General features: G+C 32.2%; 14 protein-coding genes. 8 read left to right on the top strand and 6 right to left on the bottom strand.

Annotated elements, in window-relative coordinates:
- Positions 1 to 17 precede the first annotated feature (17 nt).
- The 7 genes from ureE to SHI72_RS18245 all read left to right on the top strand — a co-directional run bounded on the left by ureE (position 18) and on the right by SHI72_RS18245 (position 5440).
- Positions 18 to 527: an urease accessory protein UreE gene (gene ureE, locus SHI72_RS18275; RefSeq protein ID WP_323490949.1), complete on the top strand. Its 510-nt coding sequence runs from the start codon at positions 18 to 20 to the stop codon at positions 525 to 527.
- On the top strand, positions 517 to 1206 hold the full coding sequence (locus SHI72_RS18270; protein WP_323490948.1) for an urease accessory protein UreF: 690 nt from the start codon (positions 517 to 519) through the stop codon (positions 1204 to 1206). Before ureE ends, SHI72_RS18270 begins: the two co-directional genes overlap by 11 nt.
- 22 nt (positions 1207 to 1228) lie before the next feature.
- Complete coding sequence (gene ureG / locus SHI72_RS18265; RefSeq protein ID WP_323490947.1) at positions 1229 to 1867, top strand: urease accessory protein UreG; 639 nt, start codon at positions 1229 to 1231, stop codon at positions 1865 to 1867.
- Positions 1867 to 2667, top strand: coding sequence for an urease accessory protein UreD (locus tag SHI72_RS18260; protein WP_323490946.1), 801 nt, complete (start codon positions 1867 to 1869; stop codon positions 2665 to 2667). The genes ureG and SHI72_RS18260 overlap by 1 nt, the downstream gene beginning before the upstream one ends.
- Complete coding sequence (locus SHI72_RS18255; protein ID WP_039120287.1) at positions 2664 to 3362, top strand: sulfite exporter TauE/SafE family protein; 699 nt, start codon at positions 2664 to 2666, stop codon at positions 3360 to 3362. The genes SHI72_RS18260 and SHI72_RS18255 overlap by 4 nt, the downstream gene beginning before the upstream one ends.
- A 76-nt stretch (positions 3363 to 3438) precedes the next feature.
- Positions 3439 to 4353: an urea transporter gene (locus tag SHI72_RS18250; protein WP_323490945.1), complete on the top strand. Its 915-nt coding sequence runs from the start codon at positions 3439 to 3441 to the stop codon at positions 4351 to 4353.
- Positions 4354 to 4594: 241 nt separating this feature from the next.
- The gene (locus tag SHI72_RS18245; protein ID WP_039114076.1) at positions 4595 to 5440 is read left to right on the top strand and encodes an EamA family transporter; all 846 of its coding nucleotides are present in this window, start codon (positions 4595 to 4597) and stop codon (positions 5438 to 5440) included.
- A 302-nt stretch (positions 5441 to 5742) separates the two neighbouring features.
- Here the strand turns inward: SHI72_RS18245 and SHI72_RS18240 are convergent, their stop codons facing one another.
- Both SHI72_RS18240 and SHI72_RS18235 read right to left on the bottom strand, forming a co-directional pair.
- Positions 5743 to 7059: a hypothetical protein gene (locus SHI72_RS18240; RefSeq protein ID WP_323490944.1), complete on the bottom strand. Its 1317-nt coding sequence runs from the start codon at positions 7057 to 7059 to the stop codon at positions 5743 to 5745.
- Between the two features lie 9 nt (positions 7060 to 7068).
- On the bottom strand, positions 7069 to 9654 hold the full coding sequence (locus SHI72_RS18235; protein ID WP_323490943.1) for a TonB-dependent receptor: 2586 nt from the start codon (positions 9652 to 9654) through the stop codon (positions 7069 to 7071).
- Positions 9655 to 9824: 170 nt separating this feature from the next.
- Between SHI72_RS18235 and SHI72_RS18230 the strand changes: the two genes are divergently transcribed.
- On the top strand, positions 9825 to 10874 hold the full coding sequence (locus tag SHI72_RS18230; protein ID WP_323490942.1) for an AraC family transcriptional regulator: 1050 nt from the start codon (positions 9825 to 9827) through the stop codon (positions 10872 to 10874).
- Between the two features lie 214 nt (positions 10875 to 11088).
- On the opposite strand, the gene SHI72_RS18225 is transcribed toward SHI72_RS18230, so the two are convergent.
- The 4 genes from SHI72_RS18225 to SHI72_RS18210 all read right to left on the bottom strand — a co-directional run bounded on the left by SHI72_RS18225 (position 11089) and on the right by SHI72_RS18210 (position 15993).
- Entirely contained in the window at positions 11089 to 13671 is a 2583-nt protein-coding gene (locus SHI72_RS18225; protein ID WP_323490941.1) for a CotH kinase family protein, read from the bottom strand.
- A gap of 152 nt (positions 13672 to 13823) precedes the next feature.
- On the bottom strand, positions 13824 to 14735 hold the full coding sequence (locus SHI72_RS18220) for a hypothetical protein (protein WP_323490940.1): 912 nt from the start codon (positions 14733 to 14735) through the stop codon (positions 13824 to 13826).
- An 82-nt stretch (positions 14736 to 14817) separates the two neighbouring features.
- Complete coding sequence (locus SHI72_RS18215; RefSeq protein ID WP_323490939.1) at positions 14818 to 15288, bottom strand: DUF962 domain-containing protein; 471 nt, start codon at positions 15286 to 15288, stop codon at positions 14818 to 14820.
- Positions 15289 to 15510: 222 nt separating this feature from the next.
- A complete protein-coding gene (locus tag SHI72_RS18210; RefSeq protein WP_323490938.1) occupies positions 15511 to 15993 on the bottom strand; it encodes a hypothetical protein in 483 nt (160 codons plus the stop codon).
- Positions 15994 to 16626: the final 633 nt, after the last annotated feature.

The following is a 16626-nucleotide window of genomic DNA, read 5'->3' as shown; positions in this document are numbered from 1 at the left end:
ATTAAAAAAGTTATCACATGCTTATTAAAGAAATATTAGGTAATACTGCCCAGCAACCTTTAGACAAACTAAAGGTTGACTTACTGGAAATTGAATGGTATGAATCTACCAAACGCATTCAGCGAAAAACTAGCAATGGCGGTACAGAATTGTCTATTAAATTCTTAAAAGAAGGACAACGATTACGTGATGGCGACATTCTTTATCAAGATAATGATACAGCTATTGTTGTGTACATAAAACCTTGTGAAGCTCTTGTAATAAAGCCTACTACGATGTTGCAAATGGGAACCGTTTGTTATGAAATTGGTAATAAACACATGCCTCTTTTTATTCAGGAAGACAAAGTAATGATGCCTTTTGAAATGCCCATGTTTAGATGGTTAGAAGCTGCAGGTTACCAACCTACTAAAGAAGAACATCAATTACTGAATTTATTAAAATCAAACGTAGAGCCTCATGGTCATGCGGGAAGTACTTCTTTATTCAGCAAAATTATTAATATCGCCTCAAAAAATGACCAATAAATTTTTAGGCAGTTTACTGCATATAGCCGACCCCACATTGCCCATAGGAGGATTTTCGCATTCTAATGGATTGGAAACTTATGTGCAAAATAATATCGTAAAAGATACCCCTTCGGCAGAGGTTTTCATTGAAAACATGCTTAAATACAACATCAAATTTAATGATGCATCTTTTATGCGATTGGCTTATGAAAAAACGCTAAATAATGATTTGCAAGCCCTGATTCTTTTGGATCAGGAATGTACTGCATTAAAATCTCCAAGAGAAATGCGGGATGCTAGCCAAAAATTAGGGCTGCGATTCATTAAAATTTTCAGGCGACATAAAGAGTTTGATCTTGCATTACAATATGAGCAAAGCATTTATAAAGGCGATACAACAGGGCATTATGCTATTGCTTTTGGTATGTATGCTTGCTTAATGGAAATCCCACTTGAAGAATCTTTGTTTGCTTTTTTTTACAACAGTTGCATCGGAATGATTACCAACAGTGTAAAATTAGTACCGCTGAGTCAACTAGACGGACAAGATATGATGTTTCGCTTTCAGCCCAAAATAGAACAATTGGTAGCAGAAACCCTTTCCTTAGATAAAAACCTAATCGGAATGTGCAGTATTGCTTTTGATATAAGAGCCATGCAACATGAGAGATTATATTCAAGACTATATATGTCTTAAAACAATAATATTTAGAATAAAAATGGAAGATAGAAAATATGTGAAAATAGGTGTCGCTGGTCCTGTAGGATCTGGAAAGACAGCACTTTTGGAAAGACTTTCCAGAAAAATAATGGACGATTATAATATCGGGGTAATTACCAATGATATCTATACTAAAGAAGATGCCGAATTTATGGCAAAAAACAGTCTTTTACCAAAAGAGAAAATCATCGGAGTAGAAACTGGTGGATGCCCTCACACGGCCATTCGCGAAGACGCAAGTATGAACTTAGAGGCTGTAAATGAACTGGCAAAACGATTTCCTAACATCGAAATTATTTTAATCGAAAGTGGTGGTGATAACCTTTCGGCAACCTTTAGTCCAGATTTAGCCGATGTAACCATTTTTGTTATTGATGTATCTGGAGGTGAAAAAATTCCAAGAAAAGGTGGGCCAGGAATTACACGTTCTGATCTATTACTAATTAATAAAATTGACCTTGCTCCTATGGTTGGTGCAAGCTTAGAAGTAATGGAAAATGATGCTCGCAGAATGCGTCAGGGAAAACCATTTGTTTTTAGTAATCTTAAAACAGATGAAGGTCTTGACAGTATTATAGGATGGATTAAAAAATATGCCCTTTTAGAAGATGTCGAAGAACCAAAGTTATACCGCTAATGGATTCTAAATTAAGCATCGTAACAGGCTGTAGAGACGGAAACTCTTATATGAAAGATGTGTATGTAACACCTCCTTTTCGCGTTGTTCCTGTGGGGCAATTAAAAAAGGATGGTGGCGCATACTTAATGATAACCAGTTCGTCACCAGGGATTTTAAATGGTGATAATTATTATATTGATGTTCTGGTAGAAGAAAATGCCCGTTTGCAGCTATTATCACAATCCTACCAGCGTTTATTTAATATGGATGGTCATGCAACGCAAAATCTTGTTGCAAAAATGGAAGCAAACACTTCTTTCTTTTATGTACCACATCCGATTGTACCACATGAAAATTCAACATTTACAAGTACAAATACAATTTATATCGAAGATGATTGTGATCTTATGATGGGTGAAATAATTACTTGCGGAAGAAAACACCATGGAGAAATTTTTAAATATTCTCATTTTCAGAATAAAACTGAAGTCTTCCATAAGCAAAAATTAATTTTTAAAGACAATATTTTATTACGCCCCCAAATAATCCCATTAGATTCTATAGGCTGCTTAGAAACATTTACTCATCAAGGCACTTTAGTTTATCTGAATACTAAAAACATTAAAACTGATGATTTTATAGAAGAGATTTACGAAATGATTTCAACTGAAAAGGAGTTGGAATTCGGAATTTCATCTTTACAAAATGATGGTTTTGTTCTAAGATTATTAGGTCACGGAGGAGAACAAATGTTTAATTGCTTCCAGAAAATACAGGAAAAAGTATGGGCTTTTAAAACCGAAAATATTTTATTATGACAGAGACATTATGGGCATTATCGCTCACCGCCATATCCATTAGTTCCATACATACCATGTCGGGACCAGATCATTATTTACCTTTTATTGTATTATCACGTTCAAGAAAATGGTCTGCTTTTAAAACCTATATGCTCACAATAGTTTGTGGTTTTGGTCATGTTTTAAGTTCTGTAGTTCTTGGTCTGATTGCTGTATTTTTAGGCTGGCAAATGAATAAAATAAGCTGGTTTCAGGATATACGCGGAAACATTTCTGGCTGGGCTTTATTGATTTTTGGACTCATTTATTTAATCTATGGAGTTTGGCAAGCTTATAAAAACAAACCTCATAAACATTTTGATGTTCTAGGTGAAGATGTTTATGTTTTTGAACACAAACATGGCGAAATTGTAATGCCTGATAAAAGAGTAAAAGTAACTCCTCTGGTTCTTTTTGCAATTTTTGTTATGGGTCCAAGCGAACCCTTGATTCCTCTACTCTTTTTCTCAGGAACACATCGTTCAGTAACCGAAATTGTGGTACTTATTAGTGTCTTTACAATTTCTACCGTTCTAACCATGTTACTTATGGTAATCTTAGGTCGTTATGGATACAGCCTTATCAAGACTGAAAAACTAGAGCGCTACTCTAACGCAATAGGTGGTTTTGTAATTACAACTTGTGCATTCGGGATGGTATTCTTAGGGTGGTAAACTGTTATAATTTCCTTATAAATAATTACAATTATAGCAAACAAAAAATCTACAAATTAGATTAAAAAAGAAAAAGATGAACAAAATAATAGAACAAAAATTTCCCCTTGTAAGTGAAGTTTTAAAAGGTGTTGGACAAATAATGCTGCAAGAAAATATCTATACTGGATTGCTTTTTACCATTGGGCTTTTTGCAGGATCTACATCAATGGGTATTGCAGTACTTCTTGCATCTTTAACGGGTACACTTACCGCTAAGGCTTTAAAATATGACAAAGAAGAAATTAAAATGGGATTATACGGATTCAGTCCGTCATTAGTAGGTGTTGCATTGGTTTTTTTATTCAAAAATGAAGTCATTATTTGGCTACTCGTTATTCTGGGATCTATTGCTGCTGCAATGCTTCAGCATTTCTTTATCAAAAGAAAAATTCCTGTTTTTACTTTCCCATTCATTTTTGTAACCTGGATTATAGTATCGTTACTTCACCACTTTTCGAATATTCCTCCATCACCAGAATACCTAACCGTTCCCGATTTAACAGATATTGACGCTTTTTCTTCTGAGGTTAATGGTTTTGGAGAAGTAATTTTTCAGGCAAGTATTTGGGCAGGGCTTCTTTTCTTTATTGGAGTTTATATTAATTCGCCTATTGCTGCTTTATATGGTTTAATGGCTTCTGCAATAAGTTCGGCACTTTCTTTTCATGGACACGAGCCTATTAATGAAATTCATATGGGATTATTTAGTTTTAACGCTGTACTGTGTGCCATTGTTTTTGCTGGAAATAAAAAAATAGATGGTGCTCTGGTTTTAATTTCAGTAGTAATCTGTGTCATAATCAATATCGGATTAGTAAATGCTAAAATTGAAATTCTTCAAAATGCTGGTGGTGCATTTACGCTACCATTTGTTTTGGCAACTTGCTTGGTTTTACCTCTTAAAAATTATATTTCAAGGAATGATTTTTTCGCCAAACTAGAGGATTAATTTTTGAGTTATATCAATAAACTAAAAAGTTAACCATATAAAAATATAACTTTCATGTAAATGAAACTTAAGTTTTCTTAAATGACTTATATGGTTAAAAAATCACCGAAAAACGCTTAAAAATATTGTAGTATTTTTCCTGTAAAACATTCAAGAAAAGATTACAAATCATTTAACTTTTATTACAAAATTTTAAGTTAGTTTTTTTGTAATTTCGCGCCCTCATATTTTGAATCTTTCCATGAAAAACAAACTAATAAATATCCCTCCATTACCAGCAATTATCTTAGCAATTTTAAGTGTACAATGCGGAGCGGCCATTGCAAAAAGTCTATTCCCTGTTCTTGGTGCAGCTGGAACTGCATCGTTACGTATAGGAATTTCTGCAATAATATTATTATTAGTTTATAGACCAAACCTACGAATGATTACTCCTCCTCAGTGGAAACTTGTAATTCCTTATGGTTTGTCTTTGGGAGCAATGAACTTAATTTTCTATCTAGCTATAGAACGAATTCCGGTTGGTCTTGGTGTTACATTAGAGTTTGTAGGACCTTTATTAGTAGCCGTTTTTGGTTCTAAGCGTTTAGTCGATTACTTATGGGTATTACTTGCTGCAATAGGAATTGCTCTTATTGCGCCGTGGTCTAGCAATGGTATCGATCTTGTTGGTGTTTTATTTGCATTATTAGCAGGTGTTTTCTGGGCAACATATATCATATTAGGAGGAAAAGTTTCCAGAGTTATGAAAGATGGTGATGCAGTATCTACAGGAATGTTATTTGCCTCTATACTTATCGTCCCTTTTGGAATTATGGAAAACGGATTAAGTAACCTTACACCTGGTTTATTAGGAATGGGTATTGCACTTGCACTTTTATCTAGCGCAATTCCGTTTACATTAGAAATGAAAGCACTAGGACAACTACCTCCGCGCACCTTTAGTATCTTAATGAGTTTAGAACCAGCTGCAGCCTCGATTTGTGCCTTTTTCTTTTTGCAAGAACACCTTACTATTAGCCAAATACTAGCTGTTGCCTTGGTGGTTATAGCTTCTGCTGGTGCAACAATGACTGCGAAGAAATAGAAATTTTAGTCCCGAGACTTCGGGATAGATTTTAGATTTTAGATTTTAGATTTTAGATTTTAGATTTTAGATTACTTTGCGTCCTTCTCAAGCTCAGGGATACAAGATTGCGATTGCAATATTTCATACGCAAACTTTGTCACCTCTGTCCCTTTGCCTCTTAGAACCTCAGTACCTTCCTAAAACCTTAGCACCTTACAAATAAACAAAGGTCCAAAAGTTACTCAGTTTATACATAAACCAAACAACCTTTGAACCTTTGCTTCTTAGTTCCTCTGTACCTTTCTTAAAATCTCAGAACCTTAAAAAATCCCTATATAATATTGATCTGCACCTGCTGTTATTCTTGCACCCAAAGTACCATTAGCATCTGTAGAATTTACATCAAACATATATATGTTACCCGGAGTTCCTACTGGAGTTAATGCAATATAAAATTTACCATTTTTAACAACTGAAAATTGGTATTGAGTTAACCATAATCCAGCAGGTACATTTAAGTCTACAATCTTATTGTTTTTAAGGTCAATTCTAGCCAATCCCCAAGGAGCAGAATAGCTTGGATCACCATTTTTATCAACACCAATCTGAATTTTTGTGTCACCTTTCTTTTCGTAAGGCATATATCCAATTCCGTTACCAGCATAGAACCAACCATTACTAGAAGCATCTCTGCCTAACAATCCGCTTACGCTATATTTATAGGTTTCATCATATTTACCATTTATAATTTTCACGATATTTAAATCCTTACCGTTACTTACCATTTGCATGATTTCACCAGCTTCATTAAAGTGTTGTGTTGGTGTACGGTAACCATTTGTAGCTCCTTTAACTTGCGAAGTACTAATTACAGTAGCATTAGCTAAACTTGGATAGTCTAATACAAGAGTAAATGTTTTATCAGTTGCATCATTAGCACCAGTTGATGCATTAAATTTACTTACAGATGTACCGTAATACAATTTATTACCAGAAATAACCGGGCAATCAATACGATCAATATAATACCCCTCACTTGCCAAAGTTCCTGGAAGAGCTACATCAATATCTTTCTTAAAGTTACTACCAAAATTCATGGCTTCTAAATCAAGAAGACCGATACTTGCAGTTATCTTATGTTTTAAAAACTCTGTATTATTAGCTCCTCCAAATACTTTAACAGAAGCAATACTATGAACAGATCCAACTTTATCAGTCATTTTTGTAAAACGTACTGCCTTAACCCCTAATGGAATAGAAGCATCAAAAGTTACTATTTTATTATAATTATCTCCACCATGGTACGTTAACTTATCAATAGTACCAATTGTATAATTAAGACTGTAAACAAGCGAACCATCCGATGATGTAAATACTCTTGCTGTACGAGATGAAGTCATTGAATATCCTTTTTTAGAATATGAAATTTCACCTTGGGAAAGATCTGTAACCCCCTGAAGATAAGTACCAGAAATACTACCAGAACCACTAGCAAAAGCCAATTGAAAATCAGTTTTTACCTCTGGCGATGTAGGAGTGTCTCCATTATTATCATTACTACTACATGAGCCTAGTAGTGCTATTGCACAAGCACCTGATAGTAATGTACTTTTTAAATTTCTAAATTTAATTTTCATTGCGATTATTTATTTTGAAGTTAATGAATACGTTAATTTGGCAAAAAATGCCCTGCCTGGTTTTTGCAAACCAAAATTGTCAAATATCTGTTGATCAAATATGTTTTTTGCATCTACACTAATCGTAAATCTATTAGAAGGAAAAGTATAAGCGATTCCTAAACTATTAGAAAATTGTGTTGGAATATAGTCTAAGTTCTTTCCTCCCACATTTGCCCAATTCCTAAGAAATTCATCCACATAGCTGATATTATAATAAATAGAAGCCTTTGAATTTTTTACAAATAAATCATCCTGATAATAAACTGCGTTAATATTAAATTTAAACGAAGGCTCGTTTCTTATTTGCATACGATAAAATAAATATGGAGCACCATTGGCATCAAATTGAGTATTAAATAAAGACTCAAACTTTGATACATTAAAAGAGAGATTAAACTTCTTGGCATAATCATAAATAATCTCAGCATCTATACCACGAGACATAACATTCTCAAGGTTTTCAAATTGCGAATAAGTAAAACTTCCCGCTCTTATAGATTCCCTAATCATTCCTTTAGTGTCTCTATAAAAAAGAGAGGTATTTAGTCTAATAGAATGATCGCCAAATTTTAATCCAGACCAATTTACTCCAATGTTTACATTGTAACTCGTTTCAGGTTTAAGCTCTCCTGCCGGAGCAAGTAAATTATCATTAACATTACCAAACAATTCGTTAGGACTAGGTAATCGCATCGCTTTCTCTGCAGATCCTAACAAATACAAATTAGGATTTAATTCATAAGATAAAGTAATACCATATCCGCTAAAATCAGATTTTTTGGTAAATACTCTCATTTCGTAATTAGGCACTCCAGTAACAATATCTTTCCTATAAGGTTCATTTGAAGTTGCCTTTTGAAAATAATGCTTGTAAAAAATATTAGTTCTCAATTTTTGAGAAAAAGCCAGATTTTCATACGTAAACGAAACGATATTTTTTTGTAAATCCCTTGTATTCTCTAGTAATTGCAGACCCAAAGGTTGTAATTCATCCGATATACCACGCATAAAATTATTATACATATAATTGGCATATATCGTATTATTGCTATTTATTGTATATCCTAAGTTCGTACGAACAAACAAAGTCTTATCGGTATTAATACCTAGAGTTTTAGCACTTGCTACCTCTGCCCCACTACTATATTTTACATAAGTTCCGTCAGGATACATTATTGGTTTTCCTGTCCAGTCATACATAACACCTACAGTATCTATAGCCTGTCTTTTTAAATAAGAATAACTTGCATCAACTTTAAACGACAATCCTTTTGCAAAAAAATCACTCTTACTATAAGTTAATGTCGCAATACTAGAATTACGTCTGGTATGGCGGTCACCATATACATTATCCATTGTAATACCATGCTGAACCTCTTTATAATCCTTAGATAAAATACCACCAATCATAAACCTATCTGCCCATTTAACATCTGTAAAACCAGCTTCAAACTTTACTCCAGATGATTTATAAGCATCATGAAAACGTTTTGCACGTTGGTCAGTCTTCGTTTGTCCTGTGTAATCCTTAAAAGCGATACTTTTTCCCCAAACTTCATAATTATTATCGCTATAATTATAAAATGCAGAAGCATCAACTGTTAACCCATTCTCTTTACGGTAATTACCCGCTATATTCCATTGGTGCGTATTAAAAGATCCCAAAGAATAAGATGTTACAAGTGTGTTTCTGGTTTTCTTTTTAAGAATAATATTAATCGCTCCACCCAATGCATCTTCAGAAAGATTGGCAGGAACTACTCCTTTATAAACCTCGATACGGTCAATTAATGCTGGAGGAATGCTATTTAAAGAATATGAAGAACCAAAGTTAGAAGCAGGAACACCATCAATAAAAACCTTTACAGCATTACCCGATAAACCATTAATATTATAATCAATCTTAGAACCCAATCCACCATCTTGCCTAATACGAACCCCTGCCGAACGATCCAGCAACTCATTAGTTTGTATAGACTGCAAAGCCATCTTTTGAGTATCAATAACATTTACAGCAAAACCCTTAGTTTCAACCTCTTTTTTCTCAGTCTTTACATTAATAACAACCTCTTTTAAGCCTAAACTTTCCGAAGGTTCAACAACCAGAATAATCCTTTCCTTGCTGCCTTTAAATTCTACATTAATGCTCTTTCTGGTAATCTCGATAGAACTTACCTCAATCTCATACTGCCCAAAAGCAAGACCTCTAAATTCAAATTTACCTTCATCATCTGTAATTACCTGATTTTTGGTGTTTTTAACAGCAACAGCTGCATAAGTAATTGGAGTTCCGTTTTCTAGTTTTAAAACTCCCGAAAGAGTTCCGTTTTGAGCAAATGCCCCAGAAGGCAGAAAAAACATACCAACAAATAACAAACTATATTTTAGAGATTGTAATAAAGAGTTTTTCTCTTTTAAAGGCTGAGTATTTGTATTGGTTACAAAAAAAAGTTTTTCTTTTAACCCAAATACCTCATCGCATACATTTGTAATACAAGCAGTTATTATATTCTTGATTGCTATAAAACAATCGATGTAGTTTTTGAAACGCATTAAAAAGTAAAATTGGCATTGTTAATTTGCCTGCAAAATTACCTCTAGTCTCTCGGGTCAAGGGTGTCAATAAGGGATTATAACATACACAAAAAGGATTGTTTTTATTTAGACTCAATACAGATATTAAATATAAACGTATCTTTGTAACCAACATAGTAAGAATTAGAATGCAACTTAAAACCACGATAAAAGACATAGATTACAAGCTCTGTGACCAGACTTTTTTTGAAGAAAAAGATCAAGCTTACGAAATTATTGAAGATATTATTACATTCAGTGATTCCAAATATGGCAGCATAAAAGATAGCCAAACTTTAGCAGGATCGTTTTTTATAAACTTTATCGAGGTAGATTTATTACAGCCCATAAAAATTGAATATTTTACAGACGAACCAGTCATGCAAATGTTCTTTTTTATGAAAGGGTGTACTAACATGATGCATCACCAAATACATTACTTACCCGCAGGTACAAAACTGGCTAAACTTCCCGCTACACCTACAGCAATAGAATACCTCTCGATATTAATACCGCAAGATACCTACAACACACTAGTAGATTCTTTAGATCTGGATTTTCAATTCATCACAACATATTCTAATGAGAATCCAGCAAAACAAATAAAATATAGCGAGATCATGACGCCAGAGATTTTGGCTGTAGTAAGAGACATAAGCTCTTGCGAAAGAACTGGTCATTTTCGTAGAATGTACATGGAAACAAAAGTTTCTGAATTATTATTGTTACAAGTAGAGCAATTAACTCAAGCGCAAAAGGTGTTACATTCAATTCCGAAAATTGATGTAGAAAGAATGCACCATGCCAGAGAAATAGTTACTCAAAACATTATGGCACCCTGCTCATTAATAGATCTTGCCCGAAAAGTAGGAACTAATGAATTTAAGCTAAAAAAATACTTTAAAGAAATATTTGGCACAACCGTTTTTGGTTATCTAAACGAACTAAAAATGACTGAAGCCAAACAAAAATTACTAAAAAGCGAGCTAAACATATACCAAATAGCAGAATCGTTAGGTTATAAATCCCCTAATCATTTTAGTACAGCATTCCGTAAATACTTTGGGTATCCACCTAGTCAAATCAAGAATCAAAATAATTGCATAGGTTCAGGACTTATGAAAATAAAAGAAGTGGTAATAAGTATGTTCTGCCCTTTTGTAACAGAATTATCGGCACTAGACCTATTAATTATCTAGATTTATCATTACCCAGATTATTTTTATTAGGAGCTAATTCCAGCTATCCACTCTATCTTTTCTTTGTTAAAGAAACAAAGAAAAGGATGCCGTTTTTATCTGGGCTAGAACTAAAATATTCAACACAACATTTTCAATTGAAATAAGAAAATGCGCAAAGTCAAAGACAATGCGCATTTTTAAAACCTTTTTGTTTAGTAAAATTAATTAGTTTTTATTTAATAATCTTTTTAACAACTACTCCATTATCCGTGTAAATACGCAACAAATAAACACCTTTGCTTAAAAAAGAAACATCAAGAGGCATTTCCTCTGGTACAACTCTTTTTACTAAAGAACCATTTATAGCGTAAAATTCAACTGCTAATATCGTATTTCCATCAGCAGTAATCGTAAGGATATCTTCCGTAATTGGCACAGGGTATATTCTAACATCGCTTGCTACCAACTGTTTATTTAATTCCTCGATAACAACTTTGTTCTCAGATAAATTCACATCCGAGGATTTCATTGCATTCTCATCCTTTGCATCTACAGTACTATCTTCATCATTCTTTTTAGTTTCAGAACTTACAGTATCATTATCATAAACAGCAGTAATAACAACATTTGTTGCTTTAGCAGGAATTACTCCAGAATAAGTAACACCAAATTCTTGACTACTTACATTATCTATTTTAATATCCCAATATCTAAAAGTATGACCTGCTTTAGGTTTAGCCTCCAAAGAATAAGAAAGACTTTGTAAATATTTCCCTTTAAAATTATTCAACAATTTAATAGTATTTAACAACACATCCCCTTTAGAAAAATCATTATTTACATTCAATGCCATCTCATTACCGCTCAAACCAAAAGAAGATTTTACGTGTTTAGTAGCATAGGGTTGTCTTTTAATCCAATAATCTTTCATCGATTGAATATTTTTTTTCCAAGTTGCCAAAGTCGGAACCGAAGAATGAACATCATGTGTATAACCTATTTCATTTTCAATCTTTTTTGCAAGACTATCAGTAATAGGTGTTGTTCTGGTAGGATCAAATGTTTGATAAGCATGAACAATATACTGACCAGCAAATTTTTGCTTAAACGTTGCATTTTTACAAAGACTATAAAAAACATATCCCATCGAGCTTGTAGAACTCTTTTGTGTACGGTTTATGTTATTATCCGCAGATGAATAAACTATTAAAGCCAAATCGGCATCATGCAATATATAACGCCATTTTGTTTTATTAGTATAAGGTCTCCATGCTTTAATGTTATTATCAGGCTGATCACGATTGTTAATATAAGTTTGTACTAAAAAATAATTTAGTACTTCAGGCTCATCAATATACTTCTCTACATATTTAAGATAATTAGCTTCAGTTTTAAGGTCATTTGCTTTAAGATAACTTACCATTTCATTCCACTGATTCATATTCCCTTGAGAAGCACGAATAGTAGAATAATCGTTATGTTTACCTAACAAATCGTATTCGTTAGTCTCCAAACCATAATTAGATTCCAGATAATCCTTTTGAGTTCTTTCTCTAATATTCATCAAGCCATTATAATTACCATTAATGTATACAACAGCAGGTTCGTAAGCTCTACGATCTATATCCATTTGGTCTTTTATCAAAACATGAACCAATGCATCCTGCAGCATCGTTTTTTTACCATCCTGTCCCGAAGTTCTTAATGTAACCGACTTTCTTTTTTGACCTTTCTTCTCATTAAAAAAGTCATATTTCATTCGGTTATTTCCCTGAAACCTTTTGTCTGCTATAATATTAAATTGTTTATGCTCTTTTGCACGCTGGCTAGCTGCAAATATCTCAACATTCATTTGATAGTTAAAATTAGACGTCCCATTTTGAGTTGGAAAAAATTCAACATTAGAAGGTCTTTTCATAACCTTATTATTATAGTTTCTCCATATTCCCAGCGTTCCATCATTTCGATATTTTTCATTCATAGAAACCGAAAAAACAGGCAAATCAATATTTCGTTTATTTAGCAAATAAGATTGAGTAACAACAGTACTTGGTAAATAACCAGGTGCATAAACTTTTGCTCTAATAACAGCATTAGTAACAGAGATTGCGCCATTATAAAGCAACGCTTTTCCAGTAAGCATTTTAGATGCATCAGTTACCTGAGTTGTTGCATCAAAAGGTTCGTCACCATTTAATGTATAATAAATTAAAGCTCCAGGAGTTTTACTGGTTAACGTGATTTGTTTCGTCCCACTAATAAATCCACCCGCTTCACTAAACAAAGGTTGTTCAGCCTGTTTACTTGCAGGAAAACCTTTAGCATTAGTTGTTTTAGGGGTAGGATAACTCATAAGACTCCATTCACTACCACCATCAGTAGTTCTGCCATACGATATATTACCATTATTTAAAGGAGGATAAGTTATTTTATCTACAAGATTTTTACTGGCATCAAACATATAGATAGTTCCACCTTTAGGCTCCAACCTAAAACTTGCATTTGTGCTTGTATTAGTTTCATCAAAATAAACTAGCAAATATCCTACTTTAGAAATACTAGCCTTAGAGCTTGTAATTTGCCATTTAGTAGGCAAATTGATATCATCAGAAAAATAATAATTTCGAAAGCTAACTGTAGTATTCGCTGGATTATATAATTCTATCCAATCCGAAAAGTTGTATTGTGTAGGATCATAACTCATGGTATTACTCGCCATGACCTCATTTATTTTAATCTGTGCAGTTGTAGAAATTGATACCAAAACTGTCAATAAAAAAAAACGCTTAAAAATTTGGTGTAAAGTTCTATTCATAAAGGTTTATTTAAGTTAAAAATTTAACTCCAAAAATGCCTCTATTTTTTTTCCTCTTTAACTATAAAAAGTTTTATAATTAATAAATTAGGACAATTATTTAATCATTAAAATATAGATTCTTTAAACTTTTTCTTCATTTACTCTCAATATTATTTAAATACTACATTATGAGCTATTTCTTTAAAACCAATTAGCTCATTATCAAAATCAGAATAAGCAACTCCTTCTAAAGCCAAAGCCTTATTTTCATTTCTTAATACAAGTAGATAAACTAAAACTTTTTTCCCCTTTAGAAAACCATAAACTTCAATTTCATATGCGTCATACCCATTCACGCGTTCCGTTTTAATATTCTTTTCTTCAAGAACTATAAAGCTATTTTGTATCAAACCATTAAATATACTTTCCGACAATTCTTTTTTAGTCAAACCCGAATCACCAGGGAGAGGTGTAATTAAGAACATAGGCTCATTTTCATATGACTTCTTAACTACTCCACCAGTAGAATAGGTAAACATATTCCCTGATGCTTGCGCAAATTTAAATTTTGATTTATTATTATTTACTTTAAAAAAAGCTAAATTCAAGTAATCTACCTTAAGCTCTTTGTTATATTTTATAGAAAAAATAGCTTTTTTTATTTGATCAGCTGTTGTTTTATCATTTGCAGGAAATATTGCCATAACCATATCACAAAATGTAGAATCTCCAAAAACTACATTCATAGCTTCCTGATTATCCTGACCTTGCATATGAATATATTTAGCCTGATAGCCATCGAGTTTAAATTCTTTATACTCAAAAACTTTAACTCCTCTATCTTCAAATCCTTTTTTAGAAAAATCTCTTGAATTACTATCGAAGTTTCCTCCAACCAAATCTGATATCTGAATTATTGCATTAGTACCTTTTTCAAGTCCGATGATACTTTTGGATAGTTTAAAATCTTGAGGAGCTTCTATAGAAACTTTAGTTGCAGGAATGTTTACCCTTTTTTTCTCTTCTTCTTTACAGCTAATTAAAGTAAAAGTAAAAAGGATTAGTATGTAAATTTTGTTCATGGGTATTTATAAAATTCAAATAATTTTGTTCATAAACTAAGTAGCCTTTGCCCCTCTGTACCTTTGAACCTCAGTACCTTTTTTAAACCCTTTTCTTCGAGAATAAATTCTCAACCACCCAAGCTGGACCAATCATTAAAAACTGAAGATCTTTTAAGAAAGAAGGCTTTTTACCCTCTATATTATGTCCATAAAACTGCCCAATCCACGCAATAATGAAAACACCAATAGAAAATATCCATAACGGAAAAACTTGTCCGATATAATAATTTACAACCAGACAAATAGCCGAGAAAATTGCAATCTTAAAAGCCATTGCAACCGACAATCTAATATAGAAAACGAGTACAAAAAGTAACACAACCACAGCCCAATTTTCGATTATTGGGGCATTCAACTTTAGAGTGCGAGCAATTAAACCACTCGGAATACTCATTAATAAACCTACAATCGAAAAGAAAATTGCAGGAACACATACATAATGTATCGCTTTATTCTTTGGGTTTTGGTGACTTACTGCATATTCATCAAACCATTGTTCTAACGTTCTCATATTTCAGGATTTAGGTATACGTAAATCTAATAAAATTTATGGAAGATACAAAAAAGGTTTTTTAAAGAAGGTACTAAGGGAGAAAGGTTCAGAGGTACAAAGGTTTTTTTGAGAAAGGTTCTGAGGTGCTAAGGCTTTTCTTTTAGTTTGCGGATAAAATGATTATGATACTATCACCCTATAAAAGTTCTTAAACTTATACAAGATAACTACCGCATTTCTTTATTCTTTAAAAAAGTGTTTATACCTTAAACAATCCTTTTTTAAATAAATATTTTTATCAGAAAGAAAACTTGTAAAACAATACTTGTTGCATAAAAAGTCAAATTTCGCAACACCTATTAACTCTTTCTTGTTATAAAAAATCAAAATATCTTGATAACAGTTTAAACATCTATAGTCAGGGAAATATTTTCCAGGATTTTTATCTGTCAGAAAGTCTTTTATATTGGCCTCAAAATCGTTACTTATTTCTCTTTTTAAAAATCCATACTGAGCTAATTTTGTATAATTGAATTTATTTTTTTCCTGCACAAAATCAGAATAATAAATATCAAACCTATCTGTATTATCTGGTGGACCAGCCAATTTATAAAAGCTACTGTGATAATACTCTACCTCATCAAATATTAATACATTATTTTTATCTTTTTGACAACTCAAAAAAAGTACACCTGCTAAAATTAATAGAATTTTTTTTGTCATGATTGATTTCATATTTATCATTCCTTTTTTTTCACAATTATTTACTCATTCTTAAATATTAGTACCAAATTGAATATAAACAAATACCCAAAATAAAAGCGGAATTAAGCTAAAAATAATCCAGATGAATTTATATTTCGTTTTCAAATTAATATCTCTTTTTAAAAATAAAATCAAAACAATAAAGGATAAAACTAAAGAAAGCAACTCAAAGGAAAAACATAAAATCCCTCCCGTTTGATAAATCCATCTAAACTCATCAATAAACCTAAATTGCTGTGTGAATTTGAGAATAGCAAATCCCGATAAAAACAATGTTATTATAAAAACAGAAATAGGTTTGAGATTATTCATCAGATATATTACTAATCTTTTTAAATTTAATACTTAAACGAAATATACATAAAAGTTAGAACCAATAAATTAAGAATAAATCTATTCGATATTATAAAGGCATCCTTTAATTTTAAATCAATGCTGAAAAATACAATTATACCTAAAGTTGTTTGAATGAGACAAAAAAGTTTCTGAAGTTCTAAGTTTCAAAAATTAATTTGTTTGCGGATAAAATAAACGATAGCAAACTAGTAAAATAATATTCACGAGTAGATTGACAAACAAATTCTCCAATCT

It is taken from the genome of Flavobacterium sp. PL02 (assembly GCF_035013205.1).
GTDB lineage: Bacteria > Bacteroidota > Bacteroidia > Flavobacteriales > Flavobacteriaceae > Flavobacterium.
Note: the sequence above shows the minus strand (reverse complement) of the source record. Positions and strands in the feature narration are given on the sequence as shown.

What these genes read in the sequence shown, in the direction of transcription:
- ureE (WP_323490949.1), top strand. Translation starts at nt 18, where the DNA reads ATGCTTATTAAAGAAATATTAGGTAATACTGCCCAGCAACCTTTAGAC.
- SHI72_RS18270 (WP_323490948.1), top strand. Translation starts at nt 517, where the DNA reads ATGACCAATAAATTTTTAGGCAGTTTACTGCATATAGCCGACCCCACA.
- ureG (WP_323490947.1), top strand. Translation starts at nt 1,229, where the DNA reads ATGGAAGATAGAAAATATGTGAAAATAGGTGTCGCTGGTCCTGTAGGA.
- SHI72_RS18260 (WP_323490946.1), top strand. Translation starts at nt 1,867, where the DNA reads ATGGATTCTAAATTAAGCATCGTAACAGGCTGTAGAGACGGAAACTCT.
- SHI72_RS18255 (WP_039120287.1), top strand. Translation starts at nt 2,664, where the DNA reads ATGACAGAGACATTATGGGCATTATCGCTCACCGCCATATCCATTAGT.
- SHI72_RS18250 (WP_323490945.1), top strand. Translation starts at nt 3,439, where the DNA reads ATGAACAAAATAATAGAACAAAAATTTCCCCTTGTAAGTGAAGTTTTA.
- SHI72_RS18245 (WP_039114076.1), top strand. Translation starts at nt 4,595, where the DNA reads ATGAAAAACAAACTAATAAATATCCCTCCATTACCAGCAATTATCTTA.
- SHI72_RS18240 (WP_323490944.1), bottom strand. Translation starts at nt 7,059, where the DNA reads ATGAAAATTAAATTTAGAAATTTAAAAAGTACATTACTATCAGGTGCT.
- SHI72_RS18235 (WP_323490943.1), bottom strand. Translation starts at nt 9,654, where the DNA reads ATGCGTTTCAAAAACTACATCGATTGTTTTATAGCAATCAAGAATATA.
- SHI72_RS18230 (WP_323490942.1), top strand. Translation starts at nt 9,825, where the DNA reads ATGCAACTTAAAACCACGATAAAAGACATAGATTACAAGCTCTGTGAC.
- SHI72_RS18225 (WP_323490941.1), bottom strand. Translation starts at nt 13,671, where the DNA reads ATGAATAGAACTTTACACCAAATTTTTAAGCGTTTTTTTTTATTGACA.
- SHI72_RS18220 (WP_323490940.1), bottom strand. Translation starts at nt 14,735, where the DNA reads ATGAACAAAATTTACATACTAATCCTTTTTACTTTTACTTTAATTAGC.
- SHI72_RS18215 (WP_323490939.1), bottom strand. Translation starts at nt 15,288, where the DNA reads ATGAGAACGTTAGAACAATGGTTTGATGAATATGCAGTAAGTCACCAA.
- SHI72_RS18210 (WP_323490938.1), bottom strand. Translation starts at nt 15,993, where the DNA reads ATGACAAAAAAAATTCTATTAATTTTAGCAGGTGTACTTTTTTTGAGT.